Below are 23,502 nucleotides of genomic sequence, written 5' to 3'. Positions count from 1 at the left end.
AACTGCTTCACCAACAACGCCAACTCCTCATACGAGGGCTGCGATTCGTCGGGCACCACACCATGATCCACCCGGCGAGCCCAAAGATCAACTCACCACGCCAAGACGACCAGCTGACCAGTCACCTGGGGGGTTGTCCGGTCGGCGGCATGGTCGCCCGCGCGCCGACGGCGTGCGTCCGACAGTGTGGGGGACACCGCCGGGAAACGTCCGTCAGCCCTGATTCAGGAAGCGACACCTCATCAACGCGATGAGCGGCGGCATGGTTCCCCGCGGGAGGTGTCCCTGGTCACCGCATGGCGGCGAGCACCGACCGCAGCGCCGACTCCGCCGACGGCGCGTCACCGGCCCGCAGGGCAGCGATCGCCTGGCGGACACCGGCTACCGGGCCGGTGAGTTGGCAGGTCTGCCCGCACGCGGCGGTCCAGGCCAGCCCGGCGACCAGGTCGTCGACCGCCCCCGGGCTCGACACGTCGCGGACCACCTTCTCGGCGGCGGCCCGCAGGCGCACGCCCACCTCCACCACCGGAGTCGTCCGACTCGCAACGGCAAGCATGATGGTTCCTCTCGGGAATGCCACGTCGATGTGGTCCCAGTATCCCTCGCGCAGGATCGACGCGCGCACTGAACACCTGTTCGATGATTTTGGTACGCTGGGGCGGTGAGCGTGGCACTGCAGGGTTCACTGTGGGACGCCCCGGAAACCGCCGGGCTCCCACCGCTGTCCGGCCTGCGTCGCGTCCCCCTGTCCGACGGCGCGTGGCTCGACCTGTTCCCCGGCTGGCTACCCGGAGCCGACGACCTTTTCGACCGCCTGGTCGACGCCGTGCCGTGGAAAGCCGAGCGCCGGAAGATGTACGACTCGGTGGTCGACGTCCCGAGGCTGCTGCGCCACTACCCGGAGGGCGCCACACTCCCCGACCCGCTGCTCGTCGAGGCGAGGGACGCCCTCAACGCGCACTACCCGGAACGCTTCGCCACCGCAGGCCTGTGCTTCTACCGCGACGGCAACGACTCCGTCGCCTGGCACGGCGACAGAATCGGCCGGGGAGCGACGGAGGACACGATGGTCGCGATCGTCTCCGTGGGCTCCCCCCGAGCGCTGGCGCTTCGCCCCCGCGGCGGCGGCCGGACGCTGCGTTATGAGGTCGGACATGGGGACCTGCTGGTGATGGGCGGGTCCTGCCAGCGCACGTGGGAGCACGCGGTGCCCAAGACGGCGAGACCGGTCGGCCCGCGCATCAGCATCCAGTTCCGCCCCCGCGGCGTGCTCTGACGACAGCGGGCCACCGGCGGTCTGTCATGTCGGCGTCTCCGCGGCGGCCAGGTTCTCGGCGGGTTCTTCCTCGGGCTTGGGCGGGAACAGCTTGTCCGCGCCGAGTCCGACAGCGATGCCGCCGATGATCGCGATGAACAGTCCGCCCTGGTACGGCACGCCGAAGAGGGCCACGGCCAGCAGGCCCGCGGACAGACCCGCGGCGATCGCACGGAAATCGGCGAACGACGACGCGGCGAGGGCGACATAGGTGGCGCACAGCGCGAAGTCGAAGCCCAGGTCCTCGAACTCCTTGAGAATGTCGCCGAAGCCGAACCCGACCCACGTGCTGGCGAGCCACATGATGAACAGGACGACCGACGTGCTGAGCGTGTACCAGTGCTTCTCGGTCGAGCCGTCGCGGTTCGCGTAGCGGCGTTCGGCGAGCACGTAGATCTGGTCGGTCATCCCGTAGCTGAGCGCCAGCCGCCAGCCCAGGCCGAGTTGGCGCATATGAGGGGTGAGGGCGGCGCTGTAGAAGGCGTGGCGGGAGTTGACGATGAACGAGGCGAACGCCACGATCGGCCAACTCGTGCCGATGCTGATCATGTTCAGCCCGATCATCTGCATGGTGCCCGAATACACCGGCAGCGACATCAGCAGCGTGTTGAGGAGGCCGAAGTCCGCCTCCGCCGCCAGCGCGCCGAACAGGACGCCGAACGGGACCGCGCCCACCACGATGGGGACGACGTCGCGGGCGCCCTTGCCCACCTCGGACAGTCTGCCGTTCATGCCAGCACCACCTTCGCCAGCGCGAACGCCACGACACTCGAGGCGAAGATCAGGAAGAAGCTGTCCCGCTTGACCGCGCCCACGGCGAGGCCGACGGCCACACCGACCAGGTAGGGGTTGCCCACCGGCCGGAAGTCGCCGTGGTTGTCCAGGATCATGGTCGGGACGACCATGGCCATGAGGACCGCCGGGAGCACGAAGTAGAGCGACCGCTCGACGACCTTCGGCAGCCGGATATCCTGCGGCAGCGCGAAGAACGAGAACCTGAGCGCGAAGACGATCACGCCCATCACCGCGATGGTGAACACCGTCATGACGTGGCCTCGCCGTCGGCGGCCAGCACGCACTCGGCGAGGAACTCCGGCCTGGTCTTGTTCAGGTAGTGCCCGCCGTCGGGAGCGACCCGCACGTCGAGGTCGCCGAAGCGGCCCCAGGTGGCGACCGCCTGCTCGTGCCCGCGCACCAGTGGGTCGTCCGCGGCGTAGACAGCCGTGATCGGGAACCTGGCCGGGGCCGTCGCCCGCAGGGCGGTCGCGAACGCGTGGCTCGCCTCGGCGCTGTCGTAGCGGAACGCCCGGGACAGGTCGGTCTTGGCCGTGTCCGACAGGTGGTCGAGTTCGTCGAAGCCGGTGTTGTCGACCAACCAGTCCAGAATCTCGGTCTCGGTCATGTGGATCACCTCGTTGTTGGCGTGGTCGTCGGGATCGTCCGACTTGAGCACCTTGGCCACCAGGAACAGCCGCTCGACCTCGGTCCCGCGCTCGCGCAGGGCCGCGGCGGCGGCGAGCACCGGTCCGGTGCCCGCGCAGTGTCCGAGCAGCGCGACCGGGGTGGTGACGGTGGTGGCGATCTCCGCGGCGAGGTCATCGCCGAGTCGGTCGGCGGGCACGGCGGCGCGCGGGTCGCGGCCGGTGCGGGCGGGCAACTCGACGCCGAGCACCCGCACCCGCTCCTGGTGCAGGCGACGGGCCAGGTCCAGGTAGCTGACGGCGCTGCCGCCCGCGAACGGCACGCACACCACCGTGCGCTCCGCCCGCGCCAAGGTGAGCCCCGCCGCGGCGGTGAGGTCGACCAGCAGCTCGCGTCGATCCGCGGCGCGCTCGCGCAGGTGGCGGGCCAGAGCGCGCGGCGACGGATGGGTCAGCAGGTCGCGCACGGTGACCGCGTCGCCGAGCGCGATGGCGACCTTCATCGCCGCGATTGAGTGGCCGCCGATGTCGAAGAAGTTGTCGGTGGCGCCGACGTCCTCGGGCGCCAGGCCGATCACCTCGGCGAACACGCCCGCGACCAATCGTTCCTGGTCGTCGGCGGGCTCCTCGCGCACCCGGCGCACCGCGCTCGCGGCGACCAGCCTGACCAGCGCGGCACGGTCCACCTTGCCGTTGTCGGTCAGCGGGAAGGCGTCGAGGTGCTGGACCGAGTCGGGGTGCATGTAGCTGGGCAGGGTGGCCGCCAGCGCCTCGCGCACCGCCACCACGTCGTATTCGGCGGGTCCGGTGTAGAACGCGGCGAGGAGCTTCTCCCCACCCGCTTCGCGGACCACCACGACCGCGGTGTCCACGCCGGGGAGCCTGCCGATCGTGCCCTCGATCTCCGAGAGCTCGATCCGGAAACCGCGCACCTTCACCTGGTGGTCGACGCGGCCCGCGCAGTCGAGGACGCCGCCCGGCAGCCACCGCCCCACGTCGCCGGTGCGGTACATCATGGTGGACAGGTCGTCGAGCACGTTGGGGTGGAACGCCGCGGCGGTGCGTTCCGGGTCGTTGACGTACCCGAGTCCGACCCCGGCGCCGGTGACCACGATCTCGCCGAACGTGCCGAGCGGACGCAGCCGGTTGTCCTTGTCGACGACGTAGAGACCGGTGTTGAGGACGGCCGTGCCGACCGGGACGCGGTCGCCGTCGACGGGCGCGGCCACGACGTGGTGGGTGACGTCGTCGGACGCCTCGGTCGGCCCGTAGGCGTTGACCAGAGGGGCGTCGTAGACACCGAACCACCGGCGGGTCAGCCCCGGCGGCAGCGCTTCCCCGGTGACCAGGTTGTAGCGCAGCGCGGGAAGGTCGACCTTTCGGATCTCCGCCTCGGCGAGCAGAGCGTCCAAATAGGACGGCACGAACTCCAGGATGGTGATCTCGGCGTCGGCGACCGTTCGCAGCAGCGCCGCGGGGTCGCTGATCACCTCTTGGCCCACGATGACGGTGCGCCCGCCCACGACCCACGCGGCGAGCAGCTGCCACACCGAGATGTCGAAGCACTGGGTGGCGAGTTGCACGATCCGGTCGGCCGCGGTCAGGTCGAGGTCGACGACCTTGGCCAGCAGGTGGTTGAGCATGCCCGAGTGCCGGATCGTCGCGCCCTTGGGCTCACCGGTCGACCCCGAGGTGAAGATGATGTAGGCGGGGTCGCCGGGCGCGGGCCGGGAATCGACCGGCTCGGCCGCGAGCGCGCGCGCGTCCTGCGGGGTGAGCAGTGCTGGTGTCGTGTCCATGACCGCCGCCAAGGCGGCGCGCACAGCGTCCGTCGTGGAGGCGTCGACCACCAGGTGGGCACTGCCGCTGCGGCGCAGCACCGAGCCCAGGCGCTCAGCCGGGTACGACGGCTCCTGCGGCAGGTACACGGCGCTGAGCTTGAGCACGGCGAGCACAGTGGCCGCCCAGTCGACACCGCGGTCGAGGAGCGTGGTGACCACGCTGCCCGCCGTGACCCCGTTGGCGCGCAAGAGGTTCGCCATGCGGTCACTGGCCTCGTCCAGTTCGCGGTAGGTCAGATCGGTCGCGCCGTGGACGAGGGCGACCGCGTCAGGCGCGGCGGCCACGTGCTCGGCGAAGCTGTCCACGAAGGTGCCCTCGGGCCGTTCGCGGGTCGCGCCGCGGAACGCTGTGGTGAGCTCGGTCGCCTCGTCGTCGCTGAGCAGCGACCGCGCGCGCAGACCCTCGTCCGGGGCGGACGAGAGCAGGGCCAGCGCGCGAGCGTAGTAGCCGCCGACACGCGTGATCTGCTCCGGGGTGAAGGCGTCGGCGTGGTAGTGCAGCGACAGCTGGACCTGGTCGCTGATCGCGTCCTGGGCGAACTCGGCGCGGAACGGGAACTCGGTCTGGGCGTTGACGACCGAGCGCACCATCTCGAAGCCGTCCTGGGCGGACAGGTCCTTCAGCACGTGGAAGTGGGTGAAGTTGAAGACCGACTCGAACAACGGTTCGCGCGTGCCCACCGCGCGCTTCATCTCCAGCATCGGGAAGCGCCGGTACGGCAGCAAGTCGGTCTCGCGGCGGTACACCTCGCGCACCAGGTCAGCCCAGGTCCCGTCGCCGATGGTGATGCCGAACGGGATCGTGTTGAGGAACAGTCCGGGCAGCAGTTCGCCGCCCACGACCTCGGGCCTGCCGCTGTGCTCGTACCCGGTGAGCACCGTGTCGGTGCCCGCCACGAATCCCAGCGCGGCCACGTGCGCGGCCAGCAGCACGGACTTGACCGGGACTCGCAGCGCCGCCGCGGTGCGGACCACGCCCTCGGCGACGGTGTCGGGCAGGTCGACGTCGTGCAGCACGACCCCGCCCGCCGGGAGTTCGCCTGCGAACCTGGGCAGCCGGGTGCTCTCGTACTTGGCGAGCATGTCGAGCCAGTACTGGCGCTGGTCCGCGTCGGCGATGGCCTCCCGCTCGGCCTTGATGAAGTCGCGGTAGCTGACGGTCAGGTCGGCCGCCGCCTGCTCCGCGCCGTCCAGGGCGGCGAAGTAGGCGGCGAAGATGTCGCGGTGCAGGGTGTTGACGCTCCACCCGTCGAGGGCGGCGTCGTGGTAGCTGAGCGTGTACTGGTACCCGCGGTCGCCGAGCAGGTGCAGGTGCACGCGGACCAGGTCGGGCTCGCCGGGCCGGAAGCCGCGGGCGAGTTCGAGCGCGGCGAACTCGCCCAGCCGGGCGTCCTGCTCGGCGGCGGGCAGGTCGGCGAGGTCGAACACGGTGAGCGGGCACGCTACCCGTTCGCGCACGACCTGCGCCGGCTCGCTGAATCCGTCCAGGTGAAACGCCGTCCGGAAGATCGCGTGCCGCGCGGCGACGGTGGTGACGGCGGACCGGAACGCGTCGAGGTCGACCACGTCGGTGATGTGGTAGCTCAGGATGTCGTGGTAGAGGCCGCTTCCTTGCTCCGACCGTGCCGCCTCGTAGAGCAGGCCGGTCTGCAGCGATGACATCGGGTAGGCGTCGACGGCGTCGGCGGGCAGGCGCGCACGGTCGGCCTCCGACAGCAGCGAGAACGGCGGCGCCGCGGCGGACTCCCCCGCCGCGTCACCGCGCCGGACGACGGCCGCGAGTTCGGCGACCGACGGGTTCGCGAACAGGTTCTGGAAGGTGAACACGAAACCGGCCGACCGGCCCGCGGCGAGCACGGCGATGAACTTGATGGAGTCCCCGCCCAGCGCGAAGAAGTTGTCGTGCACGCCGACCCGCTCGACGCCGAGCACCGACTGCCACAGCTCCACGAGGACGCGCTCAGAGTCCGAACTCGGCGCCACGTAGTCGGTGTCCGCCGCGCGCGTGGGCTTCGGCAGCCCGCTCACGTCGCGTTTTCCGTTGTGGTTGGTCGGGATCGCCTCCACCTCGACCACCCACGTCGGCACCATGTAAGACGGCAGCTCGCGCCCAAGCTCGGCGGTGAACTCCGCGGCGTCGAACCCCGGCCCGGCAACGACATACGCGCACAGCGCGCGGTCCCCGCGCTCGTCGGCCAACGCGGCGACGGCGCAGTCGGCGACGCCGGGTGCCTTCGCCGCGACGTGCTCGATCTCGCCGAGTTCGATGCGGTAGCCACGGATCTTCACCTGGGTGTCGATGCGGCCCAGGTATTCGATGACGCCCGCGGGGGTCCACCTGGCCAGGTCGCCGGTGCGGTAGATCCGCCGCGCCGGATCCACCGGGTCGGCCACGAAGCGCTGGTCGGTCAGCTCCGGCGCGTTGAGGTAGCCCCGGGCCAGCCCGACGCCCCCGATGCACAGTTCGCCGGGCGTGCCGATGGGGGCGACGGTTCCGGCGGTGGTGAGCACACGCAGCACGATGTTGTCGATCGGCCTGCCGATGGGCATCGGCCGGTCGGGGTCGACGGCGCGGGTTTCCTGGCAGCTGACGTCGACCGCGGCCTCCGTGGGGCCGTAGAGATTGACCAGCTCCACGTGTCCGAGCAGCGCGTGGAAGCGCACGGCCAGGCTGGTGCCCAGAGCCTCACCGCTGGCGAAGACCGCGCGCAGGGTGCCCAGGGCGATGCCGGTGCCCACGGCGTCGGCGAAGGCCAGGAACGCCTGCAGCATCGACGGGACGAAGTGCGTCGTGGTGACACCGTGCTCGGCGATGCGGGCGGCGATGCGCTCGGGGTCGCGCTCGGCGCCGGAGGGCAGCGTGGACACCGCGGCGCCCGCGATGGACCACCAGAAGATCTCCCAGACCGAGACGTCGAAGGTGAACGGCGTCTTGTGCAGGATGACGTCGCCCTCGCCCAGCGGGTAGGCGCGCTGCATCCACAGGAGCCGGTTGACGATGGCCTGGTGCTCGATCATCACACCCTTGGGCCTGCCGGTGGACCCGGAGGTGTAGATGACGTAGCAGAGATCGCGCGAGTCCGTCACGACGTCCGGGTCGGTGTCGTTCTCGGGCAGGCCGTCCGGGCTGTCCCAGTCCACGAAGACCTCGACCGACGCGACCGCGTCACGGGTCGACGCGTCCCCGATGACCACAAGGGCGCCGCTGTGCTCGAGCATGTACTCGATCCGGTTGGCGGGCAGCGTCGCGTCGACCGGGAGGTAGGCGCCGCCTGCCTTGAGCACCGCGTAGATCGCCACGAGTTCGCGGGGCGAGCGGGGCAGGCACACGCCGACGATGTCGCCCCGGCCCACACCGAGGGCGCGCAGCCGGTGTGCCCACCGGTTCGCCTCGGCGTTGAGCGCCGCGTAGGTGGTGCCGTCGTCGCGGATCGCGACGCGGTCGGGGTGCGCGCGGGCGCCGCGTTCCAGGAAGCCGTGCAGCAGCGCGTCGGCCTCGAACTCCCGGCCGGTGTCGTTGAAACCCGCCAGGAGCACGTCGTCGTCGTCGCACGCGTCGATCAGCGGCGCCAACTTGGAGTCCACATCGGACAGAACGGCGCCGAGGACCCGGGCGTAGTCGTGCACCAGTCGGGCGGCGGTCGTCGGCAGGAACAGGTCCGTGCGGTAGGTGAGCCCAACCGCGCCGTCGGCGATATCGAAGTGCAGCACACAGCAGGCGGCGACCGCGTCGGCGGCGCTGAAGGACCCGTCGACACCGACCGCGATGTCGGACGGGCTGACCCCGGCGCGGTCGAAGAGCAGCCAGAACGGGACCCCGGCGTGCGCCGCGGCTTCCAGGTAGGCCGAGCGCACCGCGCCCAGCACGGTGCGGAACGACGCATCCCGGTCGATCCGCGCGGTGACGGGCAGCCCGGCCGCCGCGGCGTCCGGCGGGGCGGGCGCGACGAGGGTGACCGAGCCGGTGTCGGTGGCGCGCGCGGTCACCACGGCGGCGACCGCGGTGTGCACCAGCCGAAGCAAAGTCGTGTCGCCCTTGGTGATCCGCCGCGCCTCGGCGAGCGCCGCGTCGGGTAGCGGCGCGGTGTGCCGGGCGGTGGGGCGGGCGGGGTCCTGGCCGAGGAAGTCGCGCACGACGACCGTCGGGTCCGTGGTCGCGGCGACTACTCGCCGCCAGTGCTCGGCGTGCTCGGGAGCGGCGTGCAGCAGCTGGTTCTGCTCGAAAATCGTGGTCATGTGGTGTGCTCCTAAAACGAGAAGTCCGCGGCCGAGACGGCGGTGGCGCCGCTGACCGGTGCGAAGACCGGTGTGTCCGGCGCGGTGGTGAGTTCGTCGAGTGCGGAGGCGCACTGGTCGAGCAGGTAGTCGGCGGAGGCGTGGTCGAACAGGTCCGCGGCGTGTTCGAGGTCGAGCTCTAGCCGGTCCGGCCTGCGGTAGGCCTGCAGGTTGAGGTCGAACCGCGTGGTCCCGGGGTTGAGCAGTTCGAGCGACAGGGTCAGCCCGGCCTTGGCGAACTCGTAGAACTCGATGTCCTGGTAGGCGAAAAGCGCGTCGAACAGCGGATTGCGCGCGGGGTCGCGGGGCACGCCGAGCCGCTCGACGAGCCGCTCGAACGGGTAGTCCTGGTGCGTCAGCGCCGCTACCTGCCTGCCGCCTACCTGCTGTGCCAGGTCGGCCACCGTCGTCTCGGTGTCGACCCGGGCCCGCAGGCACACCGTGCTGACAAACATGCCGACCACCGACTCGACATCCGGGTGGGTGCGCCCGTTCATCGGTGAGCCGACGACGAGGTCGCGCCCGCCGGACAGGCGGGCCAGCGCGGCCGTGTAGGCCGCCAGGACGACGGCGGCGGTCGTGACACCCAACTCGCGCGCGGCTCCGTCGAGTGCCGCGGCGGTGGCGCCGTCGAGGACCCGGCGCGCGACCGCGCCACGCACGGCGCGGGTGGCGCCACGCGGCCGGTCCGTGGGCAGGTCCAGCCCGGCGGGCACGCCCGCCAGCTCAGCGAGCCAGAACTCCTCATCGGCCGCCGAGGGTTCCCGCCGCGCGGCCCACTGGGCGGCGGACGCGTAGGTCGTCACCGGTGGGGGAAGGTCCGCCCCGGCGTAGAGGTCGAACAGGTCGGAAACCAGCAGCCGCAGCGAGATGCCGTCGACCACGACGTGGTGCGCGTCGAGGTACAGCTCGTGGGCGTGTGGGCCCGTTCGCGTGAGCAGCCCACGCACAAGCGGCGGCGCGGCGAGGTCGAACGGCCGCACGAAGCGGGCCAGGACGTCGGGCTCCGGCTCGGCGCGGTAGGCGAGGGTCGCCGTGACCGCGGCGGCGGCCTGCCGGACGGCGCCCTCCGCGTAGGTGAACCGCATGCGCAGTGCGTCGTGTCGGTCGACGAGCGCGGTGAAGGCCGCGCGCAGCCGCGGCACGTCGAGGTCACCGGCGATGGCGACCCGCACGGGGATGTTGTACACCGGCGGCGCCGGGTCGACCTGCCACAGCGCGTGCAGCGCGACCTGTCGCGGGTGCACGGCGACCGGATCGCCCGCGGGCACGCCCGGGATCGGGTCCGCGACCGCGCGGGGCGCCGCTGCCAGTGCCTCGGCCATCGCGGCGAGCGTCGGCGCGGCGAACGCGTCCTGGAAGGTCAGCTGGACTCCCCGCTGCCGGGCGATCCGGCCGAGCAGCACACCCAGCTTGATCGAGTTGCCGCCCACGTCGAAGAACGACGCCTCGGCCGGGACGCAAGCGGGATCCATCCCGAGGACGGCACCCCATAGCTGCGCCAGTTCACGCTCCCGCGGCGTCTGCCGCGCGAGCCCGCGCACAGGTGTCGCCAACGCGGAGGCGTCGACCTTTCCGTTGGCGTTCAAGGGAAGGCGGTCGACCAGGACGATCTGGTCGGGCACCAGGTAACCGGGCACCCGCGCGGCGACGGCGGCGCGCACGCCCCCGTCGGTGAGGCCGGCGGCGACGACGTTGGCGACCAGCCGCTTGTCCTCCGCGTCCCCGACCACCCGCACGTAGGCGTCGGTCACCTCGGGGACCGCGAGCAGGGCCACGGTGACCTCGCCCAGTTCGACGCGGTTGCCGCGGATCTTCACCTGGTTGTCGGTGCGGCCGCGGAAATGCACCACGCCGTCGGCGTCGAGGCGGACCAGGTCGCCGGTGCGGTAGTAGCGCTCGCCCCGCACAGGCCCCTGCCCCCCGGCGCCTCCGCTCGACACGACCCCTCCACGCCGCTATCTTGATATCGGATAACTGCTACCGCTTACCCAGGAGCGCCCAATGGACGCAGGCGATGTCGGTCGGCTCATGTTCGGCAGGCCGAGCAGGCTGCGGCTGGCGCTGTGGATCCACCAGCACGCGGGGCCGCGGTTCTACCAGTCCGAGCCACCCAAGACGGTGATCGCGCAGAGTGCCTGCGGGATCGAGCTGACCCGGCTCGTCGATCTTGGGATGTTGGTGGAGCACCGGGAACCGGCGAATCGCCGCGTGTACTACGAACGCACGCGCAGTCCACTGTGGTCGATCATCGTCGCGGCGTCGAAGGTGGTCGACCCGGTCGACAAGTGATCGACTCGCCGGATGCAGCCATGCGCATAAGCATGGGGGCATGACGACGATCGAGCACCAGCCCGCGGAACAGCACCGGCACACGCACGGACCCGAGTGTGGGCACGCGGCCATCGTGCACGGTGACCATGTCGACTACGCGCACGACGGCCACCTGCACCGCGAGCACCGCGAGAACGGCACCGTGCACTACGACGAGTGCGACCGCTGCCAGTGCGGCAGCTGCGACGACTCCTGCGCCACCTGCGGCTGCACCGACTGCACGTGCCCCACCTGCAACCACGCCACATGCCAGTGCGAGGGCTGCGCCGACAGCTGCAACAACTGCACCTGCGCCGACTGCACCTGCCCGACCTGCCACCACGCCGCCTGACCCGGCTGCCCGAGTCACACAGCAGGCGCACAGGTTCAGCACAGGTCGGTCGCATCCGGATGGCGGATGATTCAAGGCATGTCCGCACCCCGGCCGCAGCTGCGACGATCCGATGGGTCGCCCGTTCGGGTACTTGTCGTCGATGACGAGCCGACGCTCGCCGAGTTGGTGACGCTCGCTCTGCGGTATGAGGGCTGGGACGTGCGCAGCGCCCTGGACGGTGGCAACGCGGTCCGGGTCGCGCGGGAGTTCCGGCCCGATGTGGTGGTGCTCGACGTCATGCTGCCCGACTTCGACGGACTGGAGGTGCTTCGCAGGCTGCGCGCCGAGGTCGGGTCGCTGCCCGTCCTGTTCCTCACCGCGAAGGACTCCGTGGAGGACCGCATCGCCGGGCTCACCGCGGGCGGCGACGACTACGTGACCAAGCCCTTCAGCATCGAGGAGGTCGTTCTGCGCCTGCGCGCCCTGCTTCGCCGCACCGGTGTCACCGAGGCCTCCGCCGGGGCGAGCCTGGTCGTCGGCGACCTCACCCTCGACGAGGACACCCGCGAGGTCTTCCGCGGCGGCACCGAGATCACCCTGACCGCCACCGAGTTCGAACTTCTGCGCTTCCTTATGCGCAACCCGCGCCGGGTGCTGAGCAAGACCCAGATCCTCGACCGGGTCTGGAACTACGACTTCGGCGGGCAGGCCAACATCGTCGAGCTCTACATCTCCTACCTGCGCAAGAAGGTCGACGTGGGCCGCGAGCCGATGATCCACACGATGCGCGGCGCCGGATATGTCCTCAAACCGGCGCGCTAGGACGCTGCGGGCGCGGCTGATCACCGAGCAGGTGGTCCTACTGGCGATGGTCTGCCTGGTCATCGGCGTGGTCACCATCGTGGTGCTGCGCGCGTTCCTCGTCGCCCAGCTTGACCGGCAGCTCGCCGACGCGGGCGTGCGGGCCAGCGACTACGTCGGCCGCGACCACGGCCCGCCACGCGGCAGGCCGCCGATTGACGCCCCAGGACAAGGGCCCGGAACGCTCAACGTGCTGGTCTACGACGGCCGGGTGCTCGACGCCAAGCTGCAGCGCACCACCGGCAGCCGCGACGACATCCCCGCAGCCCTCCTCCCCACCCTGGCGGCGCTGCCGGTCGACGGCGCCATCCGCCAGCGCGAGCTGCGCGGGCTTGGTGACTACCGGTTGATAGCGACCCCGGCCGGGCCCGCCACCGTGGTCACCGGCCTGCCGATGGACTCCGTCGACGACACCCTGTGGACCGTCGGCCTGGTCCTGGGTGCGGTCTCCCTCATCGGGCTCACCGTGGCCGGTGTCGCGGGCGCGATCATCGTCCGCCGGACGCTGCGCCCGCTCGACCGGATGGCCGACACCGCGCGCCGGGTCGCCGAACTGCCGCTCGACCGGGGTGAGGTGGCACTGCCGGACCGGGTCGAGGCGGCCGACACCGATCCGCGCACCGAGGTCGGCCAGGTCGGCTCCGCGCTCAACAAGATGCTGGGGCACGTCGCGGACGCGCTCGCCGCCCGGCACGCCAGCGAGACCCGGGTCCGGCAGTTCGTCGCCGACGCCGGCCACGAGCTGCGCACCCCCTTGGCCGCGATCAGCGGCTACGCCGAACTGGCCCGCAGGCAGGACGACGAGGTGCCCGCGTCGATGGCGCACGCGCTGTCGCGGGTCGAGTCCGAGGCGGCCCGGATGACCACGCTGGTCGAGGACCTGTTGCTGCTGGCCCGCCTCGACTCGGGCCGCCCGCTGTTCGCCGAGCCGGTCGACCTGTCCCGCCTGGTCGTCGACGCGGTGAGCGACGCCCAGGTGGCCGGTCCGGGACACCACTGGCGGCTCGACCTGCCCGCCGACCCGGTGGTGGTGACCGGTGACGAGGCCCGGCTGCACCAGGTGGTGGCGAACCTGCTGGCGAACGGCCGCACCCACACGCCGCCGGGCACGACGGTCACGACCGGGCTGTCCCGCACCGGCGACCATGTGGTCCTGACGGTGACCGACGACGGCCCCGGCATATCCGCCGACCTGCGGGACGACGTCTTCGATCGCTTCGTGCGCGGCGACGGCGCACGCTCGCGCGCGGCGGGCGGCACCGGCTTGGGCCTGGCGATCGTGTCCGCCGTCCTGCAAGCTCATGGTGGGTCGGTCTCGGTGGAAAGCGAGCCAGGACGGACGTGCTTGACGGTCTTGTTACCCATGCGGCCCGGCTGAGGACTTTGGACCTGAGACACGTGCCGTGCTCGCGCGTAGGCTCGGCGTCCACTGGATCCGCTGCGCCTGGGAGGGGTGAGGGCATGAGCACGGCTGGCGGGCCGATGGCCCCTCCGCGAGGCGGTGGCGGCGATCACTGACCTCTTCCCGCTGCCCGAGCCGAGCCCCGACGGCCACGACAGCGACGACAGCGACGCCGACCGCCCGCATGGCGCGCGCGTGTCCGGGCACGCCGATCTGAGCACCCGCCCCGATTTCGAGGAGTTCCTGCTCGCCTTGTGCAGGCAGGCCGAAGGCGACGTGCACCTGGACTTCGCCGAGTTGGACTTCATCGACATCTCGGGCGTGATCACGGTGGTCCGGGCCGCGGGTTCACTCGGCGAGGGGCGTTTCCTGGTGCTCCACAACCCGCCCCCGTCGATGCGCAGGATCCTCGAGTTGCTGGGTCCGGCCGCGGTGGCGCGCAGTGTGCGGATCGACTAGCGTCCCAGGATCGCGCGGACTTCGGAGTCCTGCACCTGGTTGAAGTCCTCGTACCAGTAGCCGACCGCCACGAAGCGCTGCGGGGTCAGCGGGCACACGACTTCGTCGGCGAGTTTTCGCAAGCGCACCAACACATCCAGCGGCGCCACGGGCACTGCGACGACCACGCGGGCCGCGCCCATTCCCCGCACCACTCGCACGGCGGCCGCCATCGTCGACCCGGTCGCCACGCCGTCGTCGACGAGGATCACCGTGCGCTCGGCGAGGTCTCGCGGCGCCGCGCCCGCCCGCAACAGGTCGGCCCGCCTGCGGACCTCGGCGCGCTCACCGTCGGCCGTGGCGGCCACGTCGGACCAGGCCAGGTCGAGGTCGCGCAGCACGTCGTCCGCGCGGACCGTGACATCGCCCTCCCCCACCGCGCCGACAGCGAGTTCGGGGTGTCCGGGGGCGCCGACCTTGCGCACCAGGACGACGTCCACCTCGGCGCCGAGGTGGGTCGCGACCTCGGCGGCAACCGGCACACCGCCCCGCGGCAAGCCCAGGACCAGCGGATTCTCTTCGCGCAGGTGCGTGAGCCAGCCCGCGAGCACGCGGCCGGCGTCCGCCCGGTCGGCGAATCGCATGCTCCCAGTGTGCGCCAGAGTTGACCTCGGAGGTAATCGACAGCCGTCGTACGGTGGGCCCATGACCACCGCCGCCGCACTCGACCGGTCCGCTGGAGCGCTGCTGCGCCAGTGGCGTGAGCACCGCCGACTGAGCCAGCTGGAGTTGTCGCTGCGGGCCGACATCTCCACCCGGCACCTGAGCTTCATCGAGACCGGGCGCTCGGCGCCAAGCCGGGACATGGTGCTGCTGCTCGCCGACACCCTGGAGTTGCCGCTGCGGGACCGCAACCAGCTGCTCCTCGCCGCGGGCTACGCGCCGGTGTACTCCCAGGACCCGCTCGACTCGCCGCGGTTGGCGGCGGTGCGCACGGCGGTGCGCCAAGTCCTCACCGGACACAACCCGTTCCCGGCGGTGGCGGTCGACCGGGGCTGGAACCTGGTGGAGGCCAACGAAAGTCTGCTCTCGCAGCTCGACGGTGTGGCCGCCGACCTGTTGGCACCGCCGGTGAACGTGCTGCGGGTGAGCCTGCACCCGCAAGGGTTGGCGTCGCGGATCGTCAACCTCGGTGAGTGGCGGGCGCATCTGCTGAGCCGGTTGCGCAGGCAGATCGTCATCACCGCGGACGAGTCGCTCGCCGAACTCCATGACGAGTTGGCGGGGTATCCCTGTGCCGAGGCGGAACCGGTGGTGGACTCGGCCGATGTCGTGGTGCCGCTTCGGTTGCGGCACGGCGGGGCGGAGCTCGCGCTGATCAGCACGGTGACGACGTTCGGAACGCCCATGGACGTCACGGTGGCCGAACTCGCGATCGAGTCGTTCTTCCCCGCCGACGCGGCGACAGCCGCGGTGCTTCGCGGCTGAACAGGCCACTGCCCCGGATCAGCTCGATCCGGGGCAGTTGCACGGTGGCTCAGCCGACGCGGTCGAGTTCCCGCATCGGAGCAGGCGCCGCCATCGGCTCGGCGCGTGGACGCAGGAACTTCGGCGTCCACCAGTTCGCCTCACCCAGGACCGCCATCAGCGACGGCAGGATCACCGCGCGGATCAGGGTCGCGTCGATGAGGATCGCGGTGGCCAGGCCCACGCCCATCTGCTTCATGTCGATGGTGCTCAGGGTGGCGAAGATCGAGAACACGCCGATCATGACGGCGGCCGCGCTGGTGACCACGCCCGCGGACGTCGTGATGCCGTGCGAGACGGCCGATCGGGTGTCCATGCCCTTGCCGCGGGCCTCGCGGATCCGGCTGACCACGAAGACGTGGTAGCCCATCGAGAGTCCGAAGAGGACCACGAACAGGATCAGCGGAAGCCAGGCCACGATGCCCCCGGTGGAGGTGAAGCCCAGCAGGCCCTCGGCCCAGGTGTTCTGGAACACCAGGACAAGCACGCCGTACGCGGCGCCCGCGGAGAGCAGATTCAGGAAGATCGCCGAGGCCGCGATCACCGGTGAGCGGAACGTCCACAGCATGACCAGGAACGTCAGCAGCAGCACGATCGCCACCACCCACGGAAGAACCGACGTCATGTTCTCGATGAAGTCGTTGTTGCCCGCGGTCTCGCCGCTGACGGCGAACTCCGCGCCCGTCACCGCGCCGACGGTGGCGGGAAGAGCGTTGGTGCGCAACCAAAGCAGGGACTGGTCGGCTTCGGCGCTGCTCCCCCGGTGCGGGATGGCCGCGGCGATCACGAAGATCCGGCCGTCGGCGGAACGGTTCACCCTCGGGGCACTGTCGTTCGCGAAGCCGGGGTCCGCCTGGATTCGGCGGGTCAGTTCGGTGACGGCGGAGTCGGTCGCGGCGATCGCGTCGGCGGGCGCGCGGACCGCGATGGCGTGCACGGCGCCCTTGCTCGGGAATGCGGCGGTCATCCGGTCGTAGCTCTGCATGATCGGGATGCTGCGCGGGAGGTCGGCGTCCGACGGCGAGTTCAGGGTCATCCCGGCGGCGGGGATGGCGAGGGCGACCAGCGCGCCACCGGCCACGACGAGGGCCACGCCCGGACGTCGCAGGGAGGGCTTCAGGATCGCCTTCCAGAACCTCGGCTCACCGTTGGAGCGCGCGGAAAGCCGCCACACCAGCGGAACGCGGGGCCGGTCGATCCAGCGGCCGAGCTTGGCGAGCATCGCGGGCAGCACGGTGATCGAGCCGATGACCGCGGCCACGACGACGAGGATCGCGCCGATCGCCATGGAGGAGAAGGTGACGTCGTCGGCGACGAACATGCCCGCCATGGCGACGACGACGGCGATGCCCGAGACGACGATCGCGTGGCCCGAGGTGGCGGCGGCGATCTCCACGGCGTCGATGTGGCCGGCCCCGCGCGCCCGTTCCTCACGTTCTCGACGGATGTAGAACAACGAGTAGTCGACGCCGACCGCCATGCCGATCAGCAGGATCATGCTGGAGGTGTTCTCCGTCGAGGGCACCAGCTGCGACACCAGGGCCGACAGGCCGAGCGCGCTGCCGACCGCGGACATGGCGAGCAGGACCGGGACGCCCGCGGCGATCACCGCGCCGAAGGCGAGCAGCATGATGATCAGGGTGACCGGGATGCTGATGAACTCGGCCTTCTGGAAGTCCTCCCCCAAGGTCTCCGAAAGGGCTTTGTTCAGCGACTGCCCGCCGACCTGCTCCACCCGCAGGTCGGGGTGCGCGGCCTGGATCGACGCGGTGAGGTCGAGCAGCGGCTGCAGCCGCTGGTCCGCGGTCTCGCGGTCGCCCGCGATGTCGACGCTGACCAGGATCGCGTCGCCCTTCGGCGACGGCGTGGGCTCGCCGACCTTGTCGACCTCGGTGAGCGCGTCCATCCGGGTGCGGACCTCGCCCGCGACGGCGAGCGCCTTGTCCTGGTCGAGCGCGCCGTCACGGGCGGTGATGAGCACGTTCTCCGACGCGGGCCGGTTGAGCTGCGCGTCATCGACGATGCGCTGGTAGACCGCTTGCTCGCCCTTCGGGTTGTCGCTGAAGTCCGCGGTCTTGGTGCCGAGCACCGCGCCGGTCCCGATGCACATGGCGACGAAGACGACCCAGGCGCCGATCGCCCGCCACGGGTGTAACGCGCTCCAGCGCGCGATGCGCACCGTCACCATCGGTTTTGCTGACATTTTGGGTTCCCCCCACACAGGTTCCGTTCAGGTTGAACGAAGACTGGCAGGGGGAACGCCCCGGCGGATCAGGTGCTGGCCCCGATCTTGTACCCCGGCAGATCCCCTAGGGGATCATGATCCAGTCAGCCACGAGGTGACCAGGAACTGCTCGATGGAGTCGGTCCGGCCGGTGCCCGCGACGCGGTGTTCCTCTTGCAGCGCAAGCACTTCGTCTCGGGTGAACCACCGGGCTTCGAGCAGTTCGTCGCGGTCGACGGCGATCTCAGGGTCCGTCGCGACGGCCCGGAAACCGAGCATCAGGCCGGACGGGAACGGCCAGGCTTGCGACGCCCGGTACTCGACCGCCCCCACCGCGACGCCCGCCTCCTCGGCGACCTCGCGGCGGACGGCGTCCTCCAGGCTCTCACCGATCTCGACGAACCCGGCGAGGGTGGAGAAGGCGTTCGCCGCGGCACCCCGGTGTCGGCCCAGCAGGCAGCGGTCGCCGTACTCGACGAGGGTGATCACGGCCGGTTCGATGCGGGGGAACAGCAGCTTGCCGCAGCCGGTGCAGATCCGCAGGTGGCCGCCGTGGACCGCGCGGGCAGCCGAACCGCACGCGCCGCAGAACCGCTGGTTGCGGTTCCAGTGCAGCAGCCCGCGGGCGTAGGCGAGCCGGGTCGCGGCCTCGGCATCCAGGCCGCTGACCAGTCGCCGGATGTCGACGGCCGCGTCGGCGCCGACGGACTCAGCCGCGGCCGCCTCCTCCAAGTCGGACAGGTCGACGGCGAACACACCCGTGTCGCCGTCGAGGCCGAGGAACACGGCGTCCTCAGGGACGTCCACCCACACCGGCTGCTCGTTGAGGACCAGGCAGTGGTCGCGCCACAGGGCGACGGCTTTCGCGTTCTTGCGCAGGCCGGTCAGCCACTGGTCGTCGGCGCGGCGGGCGCCCGCGCGGTCGAGGTTCAGGCCCGTGTAGGCGAGTTCAGACATCGACGGACTTCTCGAAGAAGGTCTCGAGGACCACGATCGTCTGCGTCCCGGTGACGCCGTCGATGTCGAAGATCCCCTTGAGCGCCTGCTGCAACTCGCTGGTGGTCTTGGCGCGCACCTTCGCCAGCAGCGACGGGCTGCCCGCGACGATGTGCGCCTCCTCGACCCACGGCAGCGCGCGCAGCGCCTCGCCGGTGTCCGGCCCGCCCATCCAGGCGTCGGCCTCGATCATCACGTAGGCGAGGACCCCTTTGCCGACGGCGGCCGGGTCGACGTCGATGGTGGTGCGGCGGATGACGCCGCGCTCGCGCAGCTTGCGTACCCGCTCGTGCGCCGCCGCACCGGAGAGCCCCACCTCCTGCCCCAGTGCCGCGTAAGGTGTCGTCGCGTCCTGCTGCAGCCGGGCTAAGAGAGTCCGGTCAATCTCATCCATGCAAACCCCATTGTTTGACTGACGTCATCATGCCATAACGCGATCTTGCCGAATCAGGTCCATACGTGGCTGGACCGGCGGCGGTGGACGAGACTGCTGGCATGACCTCACCGGACTCCTGCGACGTCGCCCACGGGGCCGTCACGCCCGACACCGGAACCCGCACGCTCGTGGCCGTGTTCGACACCCAGGTGGCCGAGCACCTGCTGCGCTACGGCGCCGACCTCGGCTACCGCGTCGTCCTGGTCGATCCGCGAGCCGCGTCCGGCGCGCTGCCCGCCGACCTCGGGCCCGACGCCGACGTGATCATCACCGATCACCACCGCGCCGAACTCGGCGAGGTCCTGCGTGACGTCCTCGCGGCGAACCCGCGCTGGGTCGGCGTGATGGGCAATCCGCGGCACCCTGCCCCGCACGTGCCCGCGCTGCGCGCCCTCGGGGTCGACGAGGAGCGGATCGCCGCGGTACACCGGCCGATCGGGCTCAACATCGGCTCGCGGACGCCCGCCGAGATCGCCATCGCGACGCTGGCCGGACTCATCGCCGACCGAAACGGCAAGCTCGGCGGGTTCGAGTTCTGAGTCTGGACACCGACGAACACTCGGGAGTAGGTTCGCTAAGCGATCGCTTAGCAACTCGACCGTTCGGAGGAGTCCGTGTCCCAGCCCCGCACCGCCATCGTCACCGGCGCAGCTCGAGGTATCGGCGCCGCTGTCGCCAAGCGCCTCGCCCGTGACGGGTTCGCCGTCGCCGTGATCGACCTCGACGAGGCGAGCTGCGCGGACACCGTCGCGGCGATCGAGGCCGAGGGCGGCAAGGCGCTCGCCGTCGGCGCCGACGTCAGCGACTCCGCGCAGGTCGAGGCCGCCGTCACGAAGGTCGCCGAGGAACTGGGCGCGCCGACCGTGCTGGTCAACAACGCGGGCATCCTGCGCGACAACCTGCTGTTCAAGATGACCGACGACGACTGGGACCTGGTCATGAACGTGCACCTGCGGGGCTCGTTCCTGATGACCCGCGCGGTCCAGAAGCACCAGACCGAGCAGAAGTACGGCCGGATCGTGAACCTGTCGAGCACGTCGGCGCTGGGCAACCGCGGGCAGGCCAACTACGCCACCGCGAAGGCCGGTCTGCAGGGCTTCACCAAGACGCTGGCCATCGAGCTGGGCAAGTTCGGCGTCACCGCCAACGCCATCGCCCCCGGGTTCATCGAGACCGAGATGACCGCGGCCACCGCCGAGCGGATGGGCTTGTCGTTCGAGGACTTCAAGAAGGGCGCCGCGTCGATGATCCCGGTCGGCCGCATCGGCACCCCGGACGACATCGCCGCCACCGCGTCGTTCCTGTGCGGCGAGGAAGCCGGTTTCGTCTCCGGCCAGGTCATCTACGTCGCCGGCGGACCGAAGGACTGAGAGCCCGTCCAGGGAGAGAGGTGCGTGATAGCCGTGATCGAAGCGGTTCCTGACGGTCCGGACGGATCGTCCTCATACCGGGAGTATTCGGGCGATCCGTCCGGACCGTCAGGGAGCGCTTCGGCGCGGCTATCGCGTGCCTCTCTCCCTGGACGGGCTCTCCCGCACACATTCGACGGGCTCGACTCGCTCACGCAGGCCCAGGGCAAGCACCTCGGGTACGGGGAGTGGCACGAGATCACCCAGGAGCAGGTCCAGCAGTTCGCCGACGCCACCGGCGACCACCAGTGGATCCACCTCGACACCGAGCGCGCCGCGAAGGGCCCCTTCGGCGGCACGGTGGCGCACGGCTACCTCACGCTGTCGCTGCTTCCCATGCTGGGCCGGGAGATCTACGACTTCCGCGGCTTCTCCATGGGCGTCAACTACGGGCTCAACAAGGTGCGGTTCCCCAGCGCGGTCCGGGTCGGCTCGCGGGTGCGGGCGGGCGCCGAGCTGAAGTCGGTGACCCCGGTGGCTCTCGGCGTCCAGGCGGTCTTCGCCTACACCGTCGAGATCGAGGGCGAGGACAAGCCGGGCTGCGTCGCCGAGGCGGTCGTGCTGCTCGTGCCAGGAAAGGACACCCAGTGACCGACGTCCGCGAGCGGGTCAAGGCGTTCCTCGCCGAGCACGACCCGGCGACGACCAACCGGCTCGACTTCCTGCGCGCCCGGTTCGACGCCGGGCTCGCGTGGGTGCACTTCCCGGAGGGGTTGGGCGGCTTGGGGCTGCCCCGGGCGCAGCAGGAGATCGTGGAGGCCGAGTTGGCCGCCGCGGGTGCTCCCGACAACGACCCGCGGCGCATCGGCATCGGGCTGGGCATGGCGGCGCCGACGATCCTCGCCTTCGGGTCCGAGGAGCTGAAGAAGCGGCTGCTGCGTCCACTGTGGACCGGCGAAGAGGTGTGGTGCCAGCTGTTCTCCGAGCCGGGCGCCGGATCGGACCTGGCCGCGCTGGGCACCCGGGCCCGCCGCGACGGGGACGACTGGCTGGTCACCGGGCAGAAGGTGTGGACATCCAGCGCGCACACCGCGCGCTGGGCGATCCTGGTGACCCGCACCGACCCGGACGTGCCCAAGCACGCGGGGATGACGTACTTCGTGTGCGACATGACCGACCCCGGTGTCGACGTGCGGCCGCTGCGCCAGATCACCGGTGAGGCCGAGTTCAACGAGGTCTTCCTGACCGACGTGCGCATCCCGGACGCCCACCGCCTCGGTGCGGTCGGCGACGGCTGGCGGGTCGCGCAGACGACGTTGATGAACGAGCGCGTCGCGATCGGCGGCCGGTCGATCCCGCGTGAGGGCGGGATGATCGGGGTCGTGTCCGACACCTGGCGGGCCAACCCGGACCGGCGCACCCCGGAGGCGCACGACCGGCTGCTCAAGCTGTGGGTCGAGGCCGAGGCGTTGCGGCTGGCGGGGATCCGGCTGCGCCAGCAACTGGCGAACGGCGCGCCCGGGCCGGAGGGGTCGGCGATGAAGCTGGCGTTCGCCCGGCTCGCGCAGGAGCTGTCCGGGCTGGAACTGGAGATCACCGACGACGGCCTGCGCTACGACGACTGGACGCTGCGCAGGCCCGACATGGTCGACTTCACCGGGCGCGACGCGGGTTACCGCTACCTGCGTGCCAAGGGGAACTCGATCGAGGGCGGCACGTCGGAGATCCTGCGCAACATCATCGCCGAGCGGGTGCTGGGCCTGCCGAGCGAACCCCGGGTCGACAAGGACGCCGCGTGGAAGGACCTGCCGAAATGAGCGACCCCAACCTGTTGACCTCCGACGTCGAGGAAGCGCTCCGCGCGGGCGTGCGGGAACTGTTGGCGGACAAGGCGGACGCGGCCACCGTGCTGGGTCGGGTCGAGTCGGCCACACCGGTGGACCTGGACCTGTGGCGGACCCTGGTGGGACTGGGCGCGACGTCGCTGCCGGTCCCGGAGTCCCTCGGCGGCCAGGGCGCGGGCTGGCGCGAGGCGGCGGTGGTCGCCGAGGAGCTTGGACGAGCGGTGGCGCCGGTTCCGTTCCTGGGCAGCATGCTGGCCACGGCCGCGCTGTTGCACCTGTCCGACGACCCGCACGCACAGGACGCGTTGAAGCGCATGGCGTCCGGGGAATCCGTTGTGGTGCTGGCGATCCCGCTGTCCGGCCCGGTGGACGGCCCGCTCGCGCGGACCGTGCGCTCGGTCGCGGACGCCGGTGCCGCCACTGAGTTCGTGGTGCCCGCTGACGGCGGGTTGCACCTGGTCGAGGCGGCTTCCGTGCAGCCGGTGGTGTCGCTGGACTTGACGCGGCCGGTGTGGGACGTGACGTTCAGCGATCCCGGTGTGCGGCTGGCCGGTTCCGGCGAGTCCGCTGTGGACAGTGCGCTGCCTGCCGGGTCGGCGCTGCTGGCGGCCGAGCAGGTGGGAATCGCCGAGTGGTGCCTGACCACGACCGTGGCGTACCTCAAGCAGCGCTACCAGTTCGGTCGCCCGGTCGGCTCGTTCCAGGCGCTGAAGCATCGTCTCGCGGACCTGTGGCAGTCGATCGTCCTGGCCCGCGCGGCCGCCCTCAACGCCGCCGACGCCCTGGCGACGTCGAGTGACGACGTCCGGGTGGCGGTCGCGGTGGCGCAGTCCCTGTGCTCCACGGTCGCGGTGCGCGCGGCGGAGGAGTGTGTGCAGCTGCATGGCGGGATCGGGATGACGTGGGAGCACCCGGCCCACCTGTAC

Annotated in this window: 20 protein-coding genes and 1 pseudogene; 12 read left to right on the top strand and 9 right to left on the bottom strand. The window is 71.1% G+C overall.

Features of this window, described 5'->3' with window-relative positions; translation table 11 throughout:
- Window positions 1-289: 289 nt before the first annotated feature.
- Complete coding sequence (locus ACRDSQ_RS13740; RefSeq protein ID WP_431421429.1) at window positions 290-556, bottom strand: hypothetical protein; 267 nt, start codon at window positions 554-556, stop codon at window positions 290-292.
- Between the two features lie 105 nt (window positions 557-661).
- Here ACRDSQ_RS13740 and ACRDSQ_RS13735 point away from each other — a divergent pair, with 105 nt between their 5' ends.
- Window positions 662-1,276, top strand: a complete 615-nt coding sequence (locus ACRDSQ_RS13735) for an alpha-ketoglutarate-dependent dioxygenase AlkB (RefSeq protein ID WP_431421428.1) — start codon at window positions 662-664, stop codon at window positions 1,274-1,276.
- A gap of 24 nt (window positions 1,277-1,300) precedes the next feature.
- On the opposite strand, the gene ACRDSQ_RS13730 is transcribed toward ACRDSQ_RS13735, so the two are convergent.
- From ACRDSQ_RS13730 to ACRDSQ_RS13715, 4 genes are read right to left on the bottom strand one after another with little or no spacing between them, the layout of a single operon-like run.
- Entirely contained in the window at window positions 1,301-2,047 is a 747-nt protein-coding gene (locus tag ACRDSQ_RS13730) for an AzlC family ABC transporter permease (protein ID WP_431421427.1), read from the bottom strand.
- Window positions 2,044-2,361, bottom strand: a complete 318-nt coding sequence (locus ACRDSQ_RS13725; RefSeq protein WP_431421426.1) for an AzlD domain-containing protein — start codon at window positions 2,359-2,361, stop codon at window positions 2,044-2,046. Before ACRDSQ_RS13725 ends, ACRDSQ_RS13730 begins: the two co-directional genes overlap by 4 nt.
- On the bottom strand, window positions 2,358-8,813 hold the full coding sequence (locus ACRDSQ_RS13720) for an amino acid adenylation domain-containing protein (RefSeq protein WP_431421425.1): 6,456 nt from the start codon (window positions 8,811-8,813) through the stop codon (window positions 2,358-2,360). Before ACRDSQ_RS13720 ends, ACRDSQ_RS13725 begins: the two co-directional genes overlap by 4 nt.
- An 11-nt stretch (window positions 8,814-8,824) precedes the next feature.
- Window positions 8,825-10,795, bottom strand: coding sequence for a condensation domain-containing protein (locus ACRDSQ_RS13715; RefSeq protein WP_431421424.1), 1,971 nt, complete (start codon window positions 10,793-10,795; stop codon window positions 8,825-8,827).
- Between the two features lie 61 nt (window positions 10,796-10,856).
- Between ACRDSQ_RS13715 and ACRDSQ_RS13710 the strand changes: the two genes are divergently transcribed.
- The 5 genes from ACRDSQ_RS13710 (at window position 10,857) to ACRDSQ_RS13690 (ending at window position 14,221) form a co-directional block, all read left to right on the top strand.
- Window positions 10,857-11,144, top strand: coding sequence for a hypothetical protein (locus tag ACRDSQ_RS13710; RefSeq protein ID WP_431421422.1), 288 nt, complete (start codon window positions 10,857-10,859; stop codon window positions 11,142-11,144).
- Window positions 11,145-11,184: 40 nt separating this feature from the next.
- Window positions 11,185-11,517, top strand: coding sequence for a hypothetical protein (locus ACRDSQ_RS13705; RefSeq protein ID WP_431421420.1), 333 nt, complete (start codon window positions 11,185-11,187; stop codon window positions 11,515-11,517).
- Window positions 11,518-11,595: 78 nt separating this feature from the next.
- Window positions 11,596-12,321 carry a response regulator transcription factor gene (locus ACRDSQ_RS13700; RefSeq protein WP_431421418.1) on the top strand — a complete coding sequence of 242 codons (726 nt, stop codon included), beginning with the start codon at window positions 11,596-11,598 and terminating at the stop codon, window positions 12,319-12,321.
- The gene (locus tag ACRDSQ_RS13695; protein WP_431421417.1) at window positions 12,299-13,738 is read left to right on the top strand and encodes a sensor histidine kinase; all 1,440 of its coding nucleotides are present in this window, start codon (window positions 12,299-12,301) and stop codon (window positions 13,736-13,738) included. Before ACRDSQ_RS13700 ends, ACRDSQ_RS13695 begins: the two co-directional genes overlap by 23 nt.
- 123 nt (window positions 13,739-13,861) lie before the next feature.
- Complete coding sequence (locus ACRDSQ_RS13690) at window positions 13,862-14,221, top strand: STAS domain-containing protein (RefSeq protein ID WP_431421416.1); 360 nt, start codon at window positions 13,862-13,864, stop codon at window positions 14,219-14,221.
- Here ACRDSQ_RS13690 and ACRDSQ_RS13685 read toward each other — a convergent pair.
- Window positions 14,218-14,844, bottom strand: coding sequence for a phosphoribosyltransferase (locus tag ACRDSQ_RS13685; RefSeq protein WP_431421415.1), 627 nt, complete (start codon window positions 14,842-14,844; stop codon window positions 14,218-14,220). The two genes, ACRDSQ_RS13690 and ACRDSQ_RS13685, sit on opposite strands and share 4 nt — an antisense overlap.
- A gap of 61 nt (window positions 14,845-14,905) precedes the next feature.
- Here ACRDSQ_RS13685 and ACRDSQ_RS13680 point away from each other — a divergent pair, with 61 nt between their 5' ends.
- Complete coding sequence (locus ACRDSQ_RS13680; RefSeq protein WP_431421413.1) at window positions 14,906-15,688, top strand: helix-turn-helix domain-containing protein; 783 nt, start codon at window positions 14,906-14,908, stop codon at window positions 15,686-15,688.
- A 49-nt stretch (window positions 15,689-15,737) separates the two neighbouring features.
- On the opposite strand, the gene ACRDSQ_RS13675 is transcribed toward ACRDSQ_RS13680, so the two are convergent.
- The 3 genes from ACRDSQ_RS13675 to ACRDSQ_RS13665 all read right to left on the bottom strand — a co-directional run bounded on the left by ACRDSQ_RS13675 (window position 15,738) and on the right by ACRDSQ_RS13665 (window position 19,341).
- On the bottom strand, window positions 15,738-17,930 hold the full coding sequence (locus ACRDSQ_RS13675) for an MMPL family transporter (protein WP_431421412.1): 2,193 nt from the start codon (window positions 17,928-17,930) through the stop codon (window positions 15,738-15,740).
- Between the two features lie 114 nt (window positions 17,931-18,044).
- Complete coding sequence (nudC, locus tag ACRDSQ_RS13670) at window positions 18,045-18,908, bottom strand: NAD(+) diphosphatase (RefSeq protein WP_431421411.1); 864 nt, start codon at window positions 18,906-18,908, stop codon at window positions 18,045-18,047.
- Window positions 18,901-19,341, bottom strand: coding sequence for an Lrp/AsnC family transcriptional regulator (locus ACRDSQ_RS13665; protein ID WP_091382324.1), 441 nt, complete (start codon window positions 19,339-19,341; stop codon window positions 18,901-18,903). Before ACRDSQ_RS13665 ends, nudC begins: the two co-directional genes overlap by 8 nt.
- A gap of 101 nt (window positions 19,342-19,442) precedes the next feature.
- Here ACRDSQ_RS13665 and ACRDSQ_RS13660 point away from each other — a divergent pair, with 101 nt between their 5' ends.
- From ACRDSQ_RS13660 to ACRDSQ_RS13640, 5 genes and pseudogenes are all read left to right on the top strand, one after another.
- Window positions 19,443-19,922, top strand: coding sequence for an XdhC family protein (locus tag ACRDSQ_RS13660; protein ID WP_431421410.1), 480 nt, complete (start codon window positions 19,443-19,445; stop codon window positions 19,920-19,922).
- Between the two features lie 75 nt (window positions 19,923-19,997).
- Window positions 19,998-20,753 carry a 3-oxoacyl-ACP reductase FabG gene (fabG, locus tag ACRDSQ_RS13655; RefSeq protein ID WP_431421408.1) on the top strand — a complete coding sequence of 252 codons (756 nt, stop codon included), beginning with the start codon at window positions 19,998-20,000 and terminating at the stop codon, window positions 20,751-20,753.
- A gap of 171 nt (window positions 20,754-20,924) precedes the next feature.
- A pseudogene (locus ACRDSQ_RS13650) lies at window positions 20,925-21,383 on the top strand (MaoC family dehydratase); the annotation flags it as partial.
- Window positions 21,380-22,549, top strand: coding sequence for an acyl-CoA dehydrogenase family protein (locus tag ACRDSQ_RS13645; protein WP_431421406.1), 1,170 nt, complete (start codon window positions 21,380-21,382; stop codon window positions 22,547-22,549). The pseudogene ACRDSQ_RS13650 and the gene ACRDSQ_RS13645, both read left to right, overlap by 4 nt.
- A partial coding sequence (locus tag ACRDSQ_RS13640) for an acyl-CoA dehydrogenase family protein (protein WP_431421404.1) occupies window positions 22,546-23,502 on the top strand: 957 nt, incomplete at its 3' end. The genes ACRDSQ_RS13645 and ACRDSQ_RS13640, both read left to right, overlap by 4 nt.

It is taken from the genome of Actinokineospora sp. (assembly GCF_050699995.1).
In the GTDB taxonomy this organism is placed as follows: domain Bacteria; phylum Actinomycetota; class Actinomycetes; order Mycobacteriales; family Pseudonocardiaceae; genus Actinokineospora.
Note: the sequence above shows the minus strand (reverse complement) of the source record. Positions and strands in the feature narration are given on the sequence as shown.

Excerpts from the sequence above, each read along its gene's own strand:
- ACRDSQ_RS13740 (WP_431421429.1), bottom strand. The coding sequence starts at position 556 with ATGCTTGCCGTTGCGAGTCGGACGACTCCGGTGGTGGAGGTGGGCGTG.
- ACRDSQ_RS13730 (WP_431421427.1), bottom strand. The coding sequence starts at position 2,047 with ATGAACGGCAGACTGTCCGAGGTGGGCAAGGGCGCCCGCGACGTCGTC.
- ACRDSQ_RS13725 (WP_431421426.1), bottom strand. The coding sequence starts at position 2,361 with ATGACGGTGTTCACCATCGCGGTGATGGGCGTGATCGTCTTCGCGCTC.
- ACRDSQ_RS13720 (WP_431421425.1), bottom strand. The coding sequence starts at position 8,813 with ATGACCACGATTTTCGAGCAGAACCAGCTGCTGCACGCCGCTCCCGAG.
- ACRDSQ_RS13710 (WP_431421422.1), top strand. The coding sequence starts at position 10,857 with ATGGACGCAGGCGATGTCGGTCGGCTCATGTTCGGCAGGCCGAGCAGG.
- ACRDSQ_RS13705 (WP_431421420.1), top strand. The coding sequence starts at position 11,185 with ATGACGACGATCGAGCACCAGCCCGCGGAACAGCACCGGCACACGCAC.
- ACRDSQ_RS13700 (WP_431421418.1), top strand. The coding sequence starts at position 11,596 with ATGTCCGCACCCCGGCCGCAGCTGCGACGATCCGATGGGTCGCCCGTT.
- ACRDSQ_RS13695 (WP_431421417.1), top strand. The coding sequence starts at position 12,299 with ATGTCCTCAAACCGGCGCGCTAGGACGCTGCGGGCGCGGCTGATCACC.
- ACRDSQ_RS13685 (WP_431421415.1), bottom strand. The coding sequence starts at position 14,844 with ATGCGATTCGCCGACCGGGCGGACGCCGGCCGCGTGCTCGCGGGCTGG.
- ACRDSQ_RS13680 (WP_431421413.1), top strand. The coding sequence starts at position 14,906 with ATGACCACCGCCGCCGCACTCGACCGGTCCGCTGGAGCGCTGCTGCGC.
- ACRDSQ_RS13675 (WP_431421412.1), bottom strand. The coding sequence starts at position 17,930 with ATGTCAGCAAAACCGATGGTGACGGTGCGCATCGCGCGCTGGAGCGCG.
- nudC (WP_431421411.1), bottom strand. The coding sequence starts at position 18,908 with ATGTCTGAACTCGCCTACACGGGCCTGAACCTCGACCGCGCGGGCGCC.
- ACRDSQ_RS13665 (WP_091382324.1), bottom strand. The coding sequence starts at position 19,341 with ATGGATGAGATTGACCGGACTCTCTTAGCCCGGCTGCAGCAGGACGCG.
- ACRDSQ_RS13660 (WP_431421410.1), top strand. The coding sequence starts at position 19,443 with ATGACCTCACCGGACTCCTGCGACGTCGCCCACGGGGCCGTCACGCCC.